The organism is Pseudonocardia kujensis (assembly GCF_021283305.1).
Taxonomy (GTDB): Bacteria; Actinomycetota; Actinomycetes; order Mycobacteriales; family Pseudonocardiaceae; genus Pseudonocardia; species Pseudonocardia kujensis.
The window spans coordinates 1-13,379 of sequence record NZ_JAJSOK010000115.1; the positions used below are offsets into that span (position 1 = coordinate 1).

General features: G+C 73.1%; 13 protein-coding genes. 12 read left to right on the plus strand and 1 reads right to left on the minus strand.

Features of this window, described 5'->3' with window-relative positions:
- On the plus strand, positions 1–201 hold a 201-nt coding region (locus LWC35_RS37605; RefSeq protein WP_232875296.1), incomplete at its 5' end, for a hypothetical protein.
- A 40-nt stretch (positions 202–241) separates the two neighbouring features.
- Here LWC35_RS37605 and LWC35_RS37610 read toward each other — a convergent pair.
- The gene (locus LWC35_RS37610; RefSeq protein ID WP_232875298.1) at positions 242–919 is read right to left on the minus strand and encodes a DNA alkylation repair protein; all 678 of its coding nucleotides are present in this window, start codon (positions 917–919) and stop codon (positions 242–244) included.
- Positions 920–1,009: 90 nt separating this feature from the next.
- Between LWC35_RS37610 and argC the strand changes: the two genes are divergently transcribed.
- The 11 genes from argC to tyrS all read left to right on the plus strand — a co-directional run bounded on the left by argC (position 1,010) and on the right by tyrS (position 12,707).
- Positions 1,010–2,029 (plus strand): N-acetyl-gamma-glutamyl-phosphate reductase, encoded by a 1,020-nt coding sequence (argC, locus tag LWC35_RS37615; RefSeq protein WP_372463173.1) that lies wholly within the window; start codon positions 1,010–1,012, stop codon positions 2,027–2,029.
- Positions 2,026–3,189 (plus strand): bifunctional glutamate N-acetyltransferase/amino-acid acetyltransferase ArgJ, encoded by a 1,164-nt coding sequence (gene argJ / locus LWC35_RS37620; protein WP_232875301.1) that lies wholly within the window; start codon positions 2,026–2,028, stop codon positions 3,187–3,189. Before argC ends, argJ begins: the two co-directional genes overlap by 4 nt.
- Positions 3,173–4,072, plus strand: coding sequence for an acetylglutamate kinase (gene argB / locus LWC35_RS37625; protein ID WP_232875303.1), 900 nt, complete (start codon positions 3,173–3,175; stop codon positions 4,070–4,072). Before argJ ends, argB begins: the two co-directional genes overlap by 17 nt.
- A complete protein-coding gene (locus LWC35_RS37630; RefSeq protein ID WP_232875304.1) occupies positions 4,069–5,247 on the plus strand; it encodes an acetylornithine transaminase in 1,179 nt (392 codons plus the stop codon). Before argB ends, LWC35_RS37630 begins: the two co-directional genes overlap by 4 nt.
- Positions 5,247–6,227, plus strand: a complete 981-nt coding sequence (gene argF, locus LWC35_RS37635) for an ornithine carbamoyltransferase (protein ID WP_232875305.1) — start codon at positions 5,247–5,249, stop codon at positions 6,225–6,227. The genes LWC35_RS37630 and argF overlap by 1 nt, the downstream gene beginning before the upstream one ends.
- 37 nt (positions 6,228–6,264) lie before the next feature.
- The gene (locus LWC35_RS37640) at positions 6,265–6,744 is read left to right on the plus strand and encodes an arginine repressor (protein WP_232875306.1); all 480 of its coding nucleotides are present in this window, start codon (positions 6,265–6,267) and stop codon (positions 6,742–6,744) included.
- A gap of 34 nt (positions 6,745–6,778) precedes the next feature.
- On the plus strand, positions 6,779–8,212 hold the full coding sequence (argG, locus tag LWC35_RS37645; protein ID WP_232875307.1) for an argininosuccinate synthase: 1,434 nt from the start codon (positions 6,779–6,781) through the stop codon (positions 8,210–8,212).
- Positions 8,212–9,627 (plus strand): argininosuccinate lyase, encoded by a 1,416-nt coding sequence (argH, locus tag LWC35_RS37650; protein WP_232875308.1) that lies wholly within the window; start codon positions 8,212–8,214, stop codon positions 9,625–9,627. Before argG ends, argH begins: the two co-directional genes overlap by 1 nt.
- Positions 9,628–10,293, plus strand: coding sequence for a DNA-3-methyladenine glycosylase (locus LWC35_RS37655; RefSeq protein WP_232875309.1), 666 nt, complete (start codon positions 9,628–9,630; stop codon positions 10,291–10,293).
- A gap of 15 nt (positions 10,294–10,308) precedes the next feature.
- The gene (locus LWC35_RS37660; protein WP_232875311.1) at positions 10,309–11,352 is read left to right on the plus strand and encodes an iron-siderophore ABC transporter substrate-binding protein; all 1,044 of its coding nucleotides are present in this window, start codon (positions 10,309–10,311) and stop codon (positions 11,350–11,352) included.
- Positions 11,353–11,435: 83 nt separating this feature from the next.
- The gene (tyrS, locus tag LWC35_RS37665; protein WP_232875312.1) at positions 11,436–12,707 is read left to right on the plus strand and encodes a tyrosine--tRNA ligase; all 1,272 of its coding nucleotides are present in this window, start codon (positions 11,436–11,438) and stop codon (positions 12,705–12,707) included.
- Positions 12,708–13,379 lie beyond the last annotated feature (672 nt).

The window sequence follows — 13,379 nt, forward strand, 5'->3', positions numbered from 1 at the left end:
GAAGGCCGCAACCTCTACCGGCTCACCGACGACGGCCACGCCTTCGCCATCTTCTACACCAAGGTCCACAACCGCCTGCTCCGACCACTCATGGCCAGCGCACCACCCACCCCGCCACCCCTGCGGGCCGCGCTGCGCACCATCGACCAGCACATCAACGCCCGCTTCGCCGAAGCCCGACTACCGTCGGCGACCGCCTGAAACCCTGGACAACTGCCAAACCCCTAGCGACCAAGGATCGCTAGAGGTGCTTCAGGGCCTCCTTGCGGGACAGCGGCGAGAGACCGGGATGGGTGTCGACGAACTCGCGCACCCACAGCGGGTCGGTCCGGGCGTGCTGGCGCAGCGCCCAGCCGATCCCCTTGCGCAGGAAGAAGCCCTCGTCCTTGAGGCTCGCCTCGATGGCGTCGGCGAGCAGGTCGACGTCGGTGTCGCCCTTGGACTGCAGCTGGCAGACGATGGCGGTCCGGCGCAGCCACGGGTCCGGGTCGGTCGCCCAGCGCCGGACCACCGGCGTGACCCGCCCGGGATCGGCCCGCAGCAGCGGCCCCACCAGGCGGGAGGCGATCTCGTCGACGTGGTCCCACCACGCGCCGGTGACCACCCAGTGCCGGTAGCGCGGGAGCCAGTCCGCGTCGGGCCAGCGGGCGTAGCCGCGGTAGCCCGCCAGCGCGGTGGCGAGGTAACGCTCCTCGCGGAACTCGGCGCCGTCCCACAGCGCGTCGACGGTCGCGGCCAGCGCGCCGTGCGTGGGCGGCGGCGCGGCCTGCACGCCCTCGCGGAGGATCCGGGCCCGGACCGGTTGGGGGACCCCGCGGAACGGCATGTCCGACTTCATGTACGCCTGCATGACGGGCGCGGCCTCCGGGTCCGCGGCCGCGGCGAGCCCGGCGCGCAGCGCGTCGGCCAGGGTGCTCATGAGGTCAGCCTAAGCCCGGGCGCCACCCCTCCGGGGGCGTGAGCGGGAACGCCTTTGCATGAGATTTCACGGCGGTGCATAATCTTGCGCGTGGTACGGATCGCGGTGGCGGGAGCCAGTGGGTACGCCGGGGGCGAGCTGTTGCGGCTCCTCCTGCAGCACCCCGAGGTCGAGATCGGTGCGCTGACGGCGGGCGGCAACGCGGGGCGACGACTGGGCGAGTTCCAGCCGCACCTGCTGCCGCTGGCCGACCGTGTGCTCGAGGAGAGTACGGCGGAGGTGCTCGGCGGGCACGACGTCGTCTTCCTGGCGCTCCCGCACGGCAAATCCGCGGAGATCGCGGCGCAGCTCGGCGGGTCGACGCTGGTGATCGACTGCGGCGCGGACCACCGCCTGCGGGACGCCGACGCGTGGGACCGCTGGTACGGCGGCGAGCACGCGGGCCACTGGCCGTACGGTCTGCCCGAGCTGCCCGGCGCGCGGGACGCGCTGCGGGGCACCACCCGGGTCGCCGTGCCCGGCTGCTTCCCGACGGTCTCGTCCCTGGCCCTGGCACCCGCCCTGGCGGCCGGGATCGTGGGGCCGGAGGTCGTGATCACCGCGGTGACCGGGACGTCCGGCGCCGGCAGGTCGCTCAAGCCGCACCTGCTCGGCGCCGAGGTGATGGGCTCGCTGTCCGCCTACGGGGTGGGCGGCGTGCACCGGCACACGCCGGAGATCGCGCAGAACCTGTCGGGGCTGTCCGGTGAGCCGGTCTCCGTGAGCTTCACCCCCGTCCTCGCGCCCCTTCCCCGGGGCATCCTCGCCACCTGCACCGCGCCGCTGACCGGCGACGGCGCGGAGGCGCGCGAGGTCTACGACAAGGCCTACGCGGCCGAGCCCTTCGTGCACCTGCTGCCCGAGGGGCAGTGGCCCACCACCAAGGCCACGGTCGGGTCGAACACCGTCCACCTGCAGGTGGCGGTCGACGTCGACGCGGCCCGGCTGGTGGTGGTCGCCGCGATCGACAACCTGGCCAAGGGCACCGCGGGCGGTGCGATCCAGTGCATGAACATCGCGTTGGGCCTGCCCGAGGTCACCGGCCTGCCGACCACGGGGGTGGCGCCGTGAGCGGCGGGGTCACCACTCCGGCCGGGTTCCGGGCCGCCGGGGTCACCGCCGGCATCAAGGCGAGCGGGAGGCCCGACCTGGCGCTCGTCGTGAACGACGGGCCCGGGCAGACGGCCGCGGCCGTCTTCACCCGCAACAAGGTCAAGGCCGCCCCGGTGCTCTGGTCGCAGCAGGTCATGACCACCGGGACGCTGAAGGCCGTCGTGCTCAACTCCGGCGGGGCCAACGCCTGCACCGGTCCCGAGGGCTTCCAGACCGCGCACGCCACCGCGGAGAAGGTGGCCGAGGTGCTGCAGTGCGGCGCGATCGACGTCGCGGTCTGCTCCACCGGGCTGATCGGGGCCCAGCTCCCGCGGGACGCGGTGCTGGCCGGTGTCGAGAAGGCGGCCGCGGCGCTGGACGCCACACCCGACGCCGGGCTCGCCGCGGCGACCGCGATCATGACCACCGACACCGTGGCCAAGCAGGCCGTGGCCACCGGCGAGGGATGGAGCGTCGGCGGGCTCACGAAGGGCGCCGGGATGATCGCGCCGTCGATGGCCACGATGCTCTCGGTGCTGACCACGGACGCCGCGGTCGACGCGGCCACGCTGGACCGCGCGCTGCGGGCCGCCGTCCGGGTCAGCTTCGACCGACTGGACGTCGACGGCTCGATGTCGACCAACGACACCGTCGTCGTCCTGGCCTCCGCCGCGTCGGGTGTCACCCCCTCGGAGCAGGAGCTCACCGCGGCGATGACCGAGGTCGCGAAGGACCTCGCCCGGCAGATGCAGGCCGACGCGGAGGGCGTCACCAAGCGGATCACGGTGCGGGTCACCGGCGCCGCGAGCGAGGACGACGCCGTCGTGATCGCCCGGACGGTCGCCCGGGACTCGCTGGTGAAGACCGCCCTGTTCGGCTCGGACCCCAACTGGGGGCGTGTGGCCGCGGCGGCGGGGTACGCCGACGCCGACCTGGACCCCGAGAAGCTCGACGTCACGATCAACGGCGTCACCCTGTGCCGGGGCGGCGTCGCGGCCGAGGACCGCGCGCTGGCCGACCTGTCCGGCGAGGACGTCCTCGTCGAGGTGGCACTCGGGCTCGGGTCCGGCGAGGCCGAGATCCTCACCACCGACCTGTCGCACGCCTACGTCGAGGAGAACAGTGCCTACTCCTCCTGAGATCCCCGGCCGGCTGAAGCGGGCCGGGGAGAAGGCCGGCGTCCTCGCCGAGGCCCTGCCGTGGCTGCAGCGCTTCCACGGGCAGGTCGTCGTGGTCAAGTACGGCGGCAACGCCATGGTCGACGAGGAGCTCAAGCAGGCGTTCGCGCAGGACATGGTCTTCCTGCGGCTCGCCGGCATCCACCCCGTCGTCGTGCACGGCGGCGGCCCCCAGATCAGCGCGATGCTCAAGCGCCTCGGGCTGCCCGGCGAGTTCCGCGGCGGACTGCGCGTGACCACCCCGGAGACGATCGACGTCGTGCGGATGGTGCTGGTCGGGCAGGTGGGCCGCGAGCTCGTCGGGCTGGTCAACCAGCACGGGCCCTACGCCGTCGGGCTCTCCGGCGAGGACGCGGGCCTGTTCACGGCGGAGAAGCGCACCGCGCTGGTCGGCGGCGAGGCGGTGGACATCGGCCTGGTCGGCGACGTCGTCGAGGTCAACCCGGCCGCGGTGCTCGACATCGTCAGGGCCGGCCGGATCCCCGTCGTCGCGGGCGTCGCCCCGGGTGCGGACGGTCAGGTCTTCAACATCAACGCCGACAGCGCGGCCGCCGCACTGGCGGCCGCCCTCGGCGCGGCGAAGCTCGTGGTGCTCACGGACGTCGAGGGCCTGTACGCGAACTACCCGGACCCCGAGTCGATCATCTCCGCGCTGACCGCCGCCGAGCTGGAGCCGATGCTCCCGGAGCTGGAGAGCGGGATGGCGCCGAAGATGGAGGCCTGCCTGCGCGCGGTGCGCGGCGGGGTCCCGCAGGCGCACGTGATCGACGGGCGGGTGCCGCACTCGGTGCTGCTCGAGGTGTTCACCAGCGAGGGAGTCGGAACGATGGTGGTGCCGGAATGACCAGTTACGCCGAGCGCTGGCAGCACGCGCTCATGAACAACTACGGCACCCCGCCGCTCACCCTGGTGCGCGGCGAGGGCGCCGTCGTGTGGGACGCCGAGGGCAACCGGTACGTCGACCTGCTCGGCGGGATCGCGGTGAACTCGCTCGGCCACGCCCACCCCGCCGTCGTCGAGGCGGTGACCCGGCAGATCTCCACGCTGGGCCACACCTCGAACCTCTACATCACCGAGCCGCCGCTGCAGCTCGCCGAGAAGCTCGTGGGGCTGCTCGGGCAGGAGAGCGCGCGGGTGCTGTTCTGCAACTCGGGCACCGAGGCCAACGAGGCGGCCTTCAAGATCGCCCGGCGCACCGGCCGTCCGCAGATCGTGGCCTGCGAGAACGCCTTCCACGGCCGCACCATGGGCGCGCTCGCGCTCACCGGCCAGCCCGCCAAGCGGGAGCCGTTCGAGCCGATGCCCCCGGGCGTCGTCCACATCCCGTTCGGCGACGTCGAGGCGCTCGAGGCCGCCGTCACCGAGGAGACGGCGGCGGTGTTCCTCGAGCCGATCCTCGGCGAGGCCGGCGTGATCGTGCCGCCGGAGGGCTACCTCGCGGCGGCCCGGGAGATCACCGCCCGGAAGGGCGCCCTCCTGGTGCTCGACGAGATCCAGACCGGGATCGGCCGCACCGGCGCCTGGTTCGCGCACCGGGCCACCGGCGTCGTACCCGACGTCGTCACCCTGGCCAAGGGCCTGGGCGGGGGGCTGCCCATCGGCGCCTGCATCGGGATCGGCGCTGCCGCGGGCCTGCTCGAGCCCGGCCAGCACGGCACCACCTTCGGCGGCAACCCGGTGGCCTGCGCCGCGGCCCTGGCCGTGCTCAGCACGATCGACAACGACGGGCTGCTCGAGCACGTCGACCGGCTCGGCAAGGAGATCCGCGCCGGGATCGAGGGGCTCGGCCACCCGCTGGTCACGGACGTCTCGGGCGCCGGGCTGCACATCGGCATCGGGCTGAACCAGCCGGTCTCCGCCGCGGTGGCGACCAAGGCGCGGGACCGGGGCTACCTGGTCAACAACGCGGTGCCCACCCGGGTGCGGCTCGCGCCGCCGCTGGTCCTCACCGAGGAGCAGGCGCAGGCCTTCCTGGGGGAACTGCCCGGCATCCTCGACGCGTCCGGTGGGAGCGTCTGATGACCCACGTGGGAGGCCCGGCGCGCGACGCCGGGAAGGGCAGGCCCCGGCACTTCCTGCGGGACGACGACCTGTCGGCAGAGGAGCAGGCCGAGGTGCTGGCGCTGGCCGCGGAGATGAAGGCGGACCGCTTCGCCCACCTGCCCCTGGTCGGCCCGCGTCCGGTGGCGGTGCTGTTCGACAAGTCGTCGACCCGGACCCGGGTGTCGTTCGAGGTGGGGATCACCCAGCTCGGCGGGCAGCCGGTGATCCTCGACGCCGCGAGCAGCCAGCTCGGGCGGGGCGAGACGATCGAGGACACCGCCCGGGTGCTGTCGCGCTTCGTCGACGGCGTGGTCTGGCGCACCGCCGGTCAGGCCCGGCTCGAGGCGATGGCGTCCGCGTCGCAGGTGCCGGTGGTCAACGCGCTCACGGACGAGTTCCACCCGTGCCAGGTCCTCGCCGACCTGCAGACGATCCGGGAGCGCTTCGGCCGCACGGCCGGGCTCACGCTGGCCTACCTCGGCGACGGCGCCAACAACATGGCCCACTCGCTGCTGCTGGGCGGCACGCTCGCCGGGATGCACGTGCGGATCGGGGCGCCCGCGGGCTTCACCCCGAACCCGGACGTGCTGCGGGACGCGAAGGCGCACGGCGCGGTGACCGGCGGGTCCGCCGAGGTGGTCGCCGACCCGCGGGCCGCGGTCGAGGGGGCCGACGTGGTCGTCACCGACACGTGGGTCTCCATGGGCCAGGAGACCGACGGGCTCGACCGGGCCGCACCGTTCCGGCCGTTCCAGGTCAACGCCGAGCTGCTCGCGCACGCGAACGAGCGGGCCATCGTCCTGCACTGCCTGCCCGCCCACCGGGGCGACGAGATCACCGACGAGGTGCTCGACGGGCCGGCCAGCGCGGTGTGGGACGAGGCCGAGAACCGGCTGCACGCCCAGAAGGCGCTGCTGGCCTGGCTGATCGACCCGGCGCGGTCGGGCCGGCTGTGAGGCGGGCCGGGGCGGCGGGCGCCGGGAGGGCGGCACGGTGACGGCGGCGCGCTCCGGTGCGGCGAGCCGGGTGGCCCGGCAGGCCCGCATCGTCGAGATCCTCGCCCAGCAGGTGGTGCGCAGCCAGGCCGAGCTGCTCACCCTGCTGGACGCCGAGGGCATCGGCTCCACCCAGGCCACGCTCTCCCGGGACCTCGACGAGCTGGGCGCGGTCAAGGTCCGGGGTGCGTACGTGATCCCCGACGACGGCAGCCCGGTCCGCCTGGCCCACACCCCCGAGGGCGGCACCGCCCGGCTCTCCCGGTTGCTGGGGGAGGTGCTCGTCTCCGCCGACGCGAGCGGAAACCTGGCGGTGCTGCGCACCCCGCCCGGCGCGGCCCACTACCTTGCGAGTGCGCTCGACCGCGCCGCCCTGAACGACGTCGTGGGCACGATCGCGGGCGACGACACCGTGCTGGTGGTGGCTCGAGAGCCGCTCACCGGGTCCGAGGTCGTCGCGCGCCTGCTCGAACTCTGACCCCTGCGCGATTCTGATCAAGGAGACCATCGAAGTGAGCAAGGTCCTGACCTCCCTTCCCAAGGGCGAGCGGATCGGCATCGCCTTCTCCGGAGGCCTCGACACCTCCGTGGCGGTCGCCTGGATGCGCGACAAGGGCGGGATCCCGTGCACCTACACCGCCGACCTCGGTCAGTACGACGAGGCGGACATCTCCGGCGTCCCGGACCGGGCGAAGCAGTACGGCGCCGAGATCGCCCGCGCGGTCGACATCAAGCCTCAGCTCGTGGACGAGGGGCTCGCGGCGCTGGCCTGCGGCGCCTTCCACATCCGGTCCGGGGGCCGGACGTACTTCAACACCACGCCGTTGGGCCGCGCGGTCACCGGCACGCTGCTGGTGCGGGCGATGCAGGCCGACGGCGTGAACATCTGGGGCGACGGCTCGACCTTCAAGGGCAACGACATCGAGCGGTTCTACCGCTACGGCCTGATGGCCAACCCCGAGCTGCGCATCTACAAGCCGTGGCTCGACGCGGACTTCGTCGACGAGCTGGGCGGCCGGGACGAGATGAGCCGGTGGCTCACCGCCCACGGCCTGCCCTACCGCGACTCGGCCGAGAAGGCGTACTCCACCGACGCGAACATCTGGGGTGCGACGCACGAGGCCAAGACCCTCGAGCACCTCGACGTCTCGCTGGAGACGGTCGAGCCGATCATGGGCGTGAAGTACTGGGACCCGTCGGTCGCGATCGAGACCGAGGACGTCACCGTCACGTTCGAGGCCGGCCGGCCGGTGGCGCTCAACGGGAAGCGGTTCCCGGACCAGGTCGCGCTCGTCCTGGAGGCCAACGCCATCGGGGGCCGGCACGGCCTGGGCATGTCCGACCAGATCGAGAACCGGATCATCGAGGCCAAGTCGCGCGGCATCTACGAGGCGCCCGGCATGGCGCTGCTCTTCGCCGCGTACGAGCGGCTGCTCAACGCGATCCACAACGAGGACACCCTGGCGAACTACTACTCCGAGGGGCGCCGCCTCGGCCGGCTGCTGTACGAGGGCCGCTGGCTGGACCCGCAGTCGCTGATGCTGCGTGAGTCCATCCAGCGGTGGATCGCGTCGCTGGTCACGGGCACCGTCACGCTCCGCCTGCGCCGGGGGGACGACTACACGATCCTCAACACCGAGGGCACCGGCTTCTCGTACCACCCGGACCGGCTCTCGATGGAGCGGGTCGAGAACGCCGCGTTCGGCCCCACGGACCGGATCGGCCAGCTCACCATGCGCAACCTCGACATCGCCGACTCCCGGGCCAAGCTGGAGGCCTACGCCGACCAGCCGGCCGAGCAGGGGACGGTGCTCGTCGAGCACGGCACGCTGTTCGGCGCGCTGCCCTCGGGCGGCTTCGACCGGATCGCGGCGGACGAGCGGGCCGGGGAGCGCGAGTCGGAGAAGTCCCTCGACGCCGCCGCGCTGGAAGCGGGGAACGACTGATGTCCGCGTTGTGGGGTGGGCGGTTCAGCGGGGGGCCGGCGGACGCGCTGGCCGCGCTGAGCAAGTCCACGCATTTCGACTGGCGGCTCGCGCCCTACGACATCCGGGGCTCGAAGGCACACGCGCGCGTGCTGCACCGCGCCGGGCTGCTCGGCGACGCCGAGCTCGACGGGATGCTGGAGGCGTTGGCGAAGCTCGCCGCGGACGTCGAGTCGGGCTCGTTCGCGCCGGCCCCCGGGGACGAGGACGTGCACACCGCCCTGGAGCGCGGGCTCATCGAGCGGGCCGGACCCGAGCTGGGCGGCAAGCTCCGCGCCGGGCGGTCCCGCAACGACCAGGTCGCCACGCTGTTCCGGATGTGGCTGCGCGACGCGGCGCGGCGGATCGGGTCGGGCGTGCTCGACGTCGTCGACGCCCTGGTCACCCAGGCCACCGCCTACCCGAACGCGCCGATGCCGGGCCGTACGCACCTGCAGCACGCCCAGCCGGTGCTGCTGTCGCACCAGCTCGCCGCGCACGCCCAGGCCCTGGTCCGGGACGTCGACCGGCTGCGGGACTGGGACAAGCGGGCCGCGGTCTCGCCGTACGGGTCGGGAGCGCTCGCCGGCTCGTCACTCGGGCTCGACCCGGAGGCCGTGGCCGCCGAGCTGGGTTTCGACTCGTCGGCGGAGAACTCGATCGACGGCACCGCCGCGCGGGACTTCGCGGCGGAGGCGGCGTTCGTGCTGGCCATGGTCGCGGTCGACCTCTCGCGGCTGTCCGAGGAGGTCATCCTCTGGGCCACCGCCGAGTTCTCCTACGTCACGCTCGACGACGCCTTCTCCACCGGCAGCTCGATCATGCCGCAGAAGAAGAACCCGGACGTCGCGGAGCTGGCCCGCGGCAAGGCGGGCCGGCTGATCGGCAACCTGGCCGGCCTGCTGGCCACGCTGAAGGGCCTGCCGCTCGCGTACAACCGGGACCTGCAGGAGGACAAGGAGCCGCTGTTCGACTCCGTCGAGCAGCTCGAGCTGCTCCTCCCGGCCGTCGCGGGCATGGTCGAGACGCTGGTCTTCCACACCGACCGGCTCGCCGAGCTCGCGCCCGCGGGATTCACCCTCGCCACGGACGTGGCGGAGTGGCTCGTCCGGCAGGGCGTGCCGTTCCGCGTGGCGCACGAGGCCGCGGGCGGCTGCGTGCGGGCGGCGGAGGCGCGCGGCGTCGGGCTCGAGGACCTCAGCGACGGCGAGCTGGCCGCCGTGCACCCCGCCCTCACCCCCGCGGTGCGGGAGGTGCTCACCGTCGAGGGCTCCATCGCCTCGCGGGACGCGCGCGGCGGGACCGCGGGCGAGCGCGTCGAGGAGCAGCTCGACGGTCTGCGCCTCGCCTCCGCCGACGCACGGTCCTGGGTGGGCGCCGTGGTGGTGAACGGCTGAGTGGCCGCCCCGACCCGGCCGCTGCTCGCGCGCGCGGAGCTCGCGGCCGACGTGCTCCCCGCGGCGGCCCGGCTCCTCGGCTGCACCGTCGAGGCGGACACCCCCGAAGGCCTGGTCGCGGTGGAGCTCGTCGAGGTGGAGGCCTACCGCGGGGCGGACGACCCGGCGTCGCACAGCTACCGGGGCCGGACCCCGCGCAACGCCGTGATGTTCGGCCCTGCGGGCCACCTGTACGTCTACTTCGTCTACGGCATGCACTTCTGCGCCAACGTCACCTGCCTGCAGGACGGCGAGGCGGGCGCGGTGCTCCTGCGGGCCGGGCGGGTGGTGTCGGACCCGGGGATCGCGCGGGTCCGGCGGCCGACCGCCAGGCGGGACGCGGACCTGGCGCGCGGGCCAGCCCGGCTCGCCTCGCTGCTGGGGCTGGGCCGCGAGCACAACGGCGTCGACGTCACCTCGCCGGACTCGCCGGTGCGGGTCGTGGCGGGGGAGCCGGTGCCGGCCGAGCGGATCCGCACCGGGCCGCGCGTGGGCGTCGCCGCGGCGCACGACACGCCGTGGCGGTTCTGGGTGGACGGGGCGCCCGAGGTGAGCCCGTACCGGCCCGGCCGGGTCCGGACCGTGACCCGACGAGGGCGCCCCGGAATGGACACTCAGGAAAGGTGACCCTAACCTTCCTTCGTGTTCGTTGATCGTCGGCCAGGCCGACTCCTCCCGCTCGTCGGCCTGCTGCTCGCCGGCGTCCTCGTCCTCGCCGTCCTCGCCGTCCTCGCCGGGTGCGGCGGCTCCGGTGGCCAGCGGTCCGGATCCGGCGGCACGGCGCCGTCCGGACAGGCGGGCGTCTTCCCGGCGACCGTGACGCACGAGTACGGCACCACGACCGTGCCGGCCGCCCCGCAGCGCGTGGTGTCCCTGGGCTACACCGACCAGGACGCGATCCTGGCGCTCGGGGTGGTCCCGGTTGCGATCCGCGAGTTCACCGGCGACAAGCCCTCCGCCACCTGGGACTGGGCCCAGGACAGGCTGCAGGGCCGGCAGCCGCAGGTCCTCCCCGTCGGCGAGGTGAGCACGGAGGCGATCGCGGCCCTGCGGCCCGACCTCATCATCGGCATCTCCGCGGGCCTGACACAGGAGCAGTACGACACCTACTCGGCGATCGCCCCGACGATCGCGCAGCCGGCCGGGTTCGTCGACTACGGGACGCCGTGGCAGGACGCCACCCGCCTCACCGGGCAGGCGCTGGGCAAGCCGGTCGAGGCCGAGAAGCTGATCTCGGACCTGGAGGCCAGGTTCGCGCAGGTCAAGGCGGCGAACCCGGCCCTGCAGGGCAAGTCGGTGGCCGGTGTGCGGCCGAGCACGGCGGACAACGCGTCGTTCTTCGTGTGGGGCAGTCAGGACCTGCGGGCCCGGTTCTTCCAGGCCCTGGGCATGACCGTCCCGCAGGAGTTCGACCAGCTCGCCGGGTCGAACTTCTACGCCACGATCTCCACCGAGGAGATCTCGAAGCTCGACTCGGTCGACTCGATCGTGCTGATCACCGCGAGCGACGCGGAGACGCAGGCGTTCCAGAACCTGCCCGGTTACTCCGGGCTGACGCCGGTCCGGCAGGGCCACGCCTTCACCCCGACGCCCGAGCAGTCCGCGGCGATGTCGTTCTCCAGCGTGCTGAGCCTGCCGGCGCTGCTCGACACGCTGCCGGGCGACATGAACGCGAAGCTCGCCTGAGTCGGCGCTGATCCGGTCCGACCTGCGGCCCGTCTCCCGGAACCCGGGGGACGGGCCGTCCGCGCATCGGGGAGGATTGGGCCGTGAGCATCCTCGACGAGCTGGAGTGGCGCGGCCTCATCGCGCAGACCACCGACCTCGACGCCCTGCGCAAGGACCTCGAGGGACCCGAGCCGCTCACCCTCTATTGCGGGTTCGACCCGACGGCGGCCAGCTTGCACGCCGGTCACCTGATCCCGCTGCTGACCCTGCGCCGCTTCCAGGAGGCGGGTGCACGGCCGATCGTGCTGGCCGGCGGCGCGACCGGGCAGATCGGCGACCCGCGCGACGTGGGGGAGCGGTCGCTGCACAGCGTCGAGACGGTCACGGAGTGGGCCACCCGGATCCGCGGGCAGCTCGAGCGGTTCGTGACGTTCGACGACTCGCCCACGGGCGCGCTCGTCGCCAACAACCTGGACTGGACCGGGAACCAGAGCGTCCTGACCTTCCTGCGCGACATCGGGAAGCACTTCTCGGTCAACGTCATGCTGGCGCGGGAGACGGTGAAGCGCCGGCTGGCCGGGGACGGGCTCTCGTACACGGAGTTCAGCTACCTGCTCCTGCAGTCCCAGGACTACCTCGAGCTGTACCGCCGGTACGGGTGCCGGCTGCAGATCGGTGGGTCGGACCAGTGGGGCAACATCGTCGGTGGTGTGGACCTCATCCGGCGGATCGACGGCGGGACCGCGCACGCCCTGACCACGCCCCTGGTCACGGACTCCGAGGGCCGCAAGTTCGGCAAGTCGACCGGCGGGGGCAACATCTGGCTGGACCCGGAGCTGACCTCGCCGTACGCCTGGTACCAGTACTTCGTCAACGTCTCCGACGCGGACGTGGGCACCTATCTCCGGCTCTTCACCTTCCTGCCGCGGGAGGAGATCGAGGAGCTGGAGAAGGAGACGGCCGAGCGCCCGCACCTGCGGTTGGGCCAACGCCGGCTGGCGGAGGAGCTGACCACCCTGGTGCACGGGCCGGAGGCCACCGCGCAGGTGACCGCGGCGTCGTCGGCCTTGTTCGGGCGGGGGGAGCTCGGCGAGCTCCAGGCCGCGACCCTGACCGCCGCGATGGCCGAGGTGCCGACCACCGACACCTCGCTCGGCGCCGGCTCCACGATCGTCGACCTCCTGGTGGGCACCGGGCTGGTCGACAGCAAGGGGGCCGCGCGCCGCGCCGTGAAGGAGGGCGGGGCGTACGTGAACAACACGAAGATCGACGACGAGGGCTGGATGCCGGCCGCGGACGACCTGCTCGCCGGGGGCTGGTTGGTGCTCCGCCGCGGCAAGCGCAACCTCGCCGGCGTGCGCGTGACGGCCTGACCGCAGGCGAGGTCGCCGAACTCACACACGCGGGATTCGGGCCCGGTACGCACCCATCCGGGGCGTGCCGGGCCCGTCCGCAACCGGCCCCCTGCGACCGACCCCGGTCCGCCGCCGCGGCGGCGCGCTCGTCGGCCCCTGTGCCCGAGGCCGCGCACAACCCGGTGCTGACCTGCGGGAACGGCGAAAGCGACCCCCCGGTTTCCGAGCCCCCGGAGCGGGTGTGTAACTTTCTCTCTCGTCGCCACGGCGGTCAGCACGACAGACCGGGACGGAATCTCCGGCCCAGAGTCGGACCGCGGGTGGGCGACGACAATCGGTCCGGCCGAGCCCCCCAGGGCGGAGCGGGACCGGCGCGGGACTTCGGTGCTTGACCCGGCCGGGGGACATGCGTAAGATAGGGGAGTTGCCTCCGAGCGGATCGCTCTGGTACGGTGACAATCCGAGAAGGAAGCCCCCCGGGGCAAGATCGCGGAAGCGGTCGAGTGCCGGTGTGCGGGTGTCTTTTGAGAACTCAACAGTGTGTCGAGCTTTTGTGTTCTGGCGGTTTTTGTGCCAGTTCATGTTTGGTCTGCTGCCGGGTCCCGTCCCGGTGGGTGGGCTGTTTTGAGAGCCAGTTTTTGTTGGAGAGTTTGATCCTGGCTCAGGACGAACGCTGGCGGCGTGCTTAAC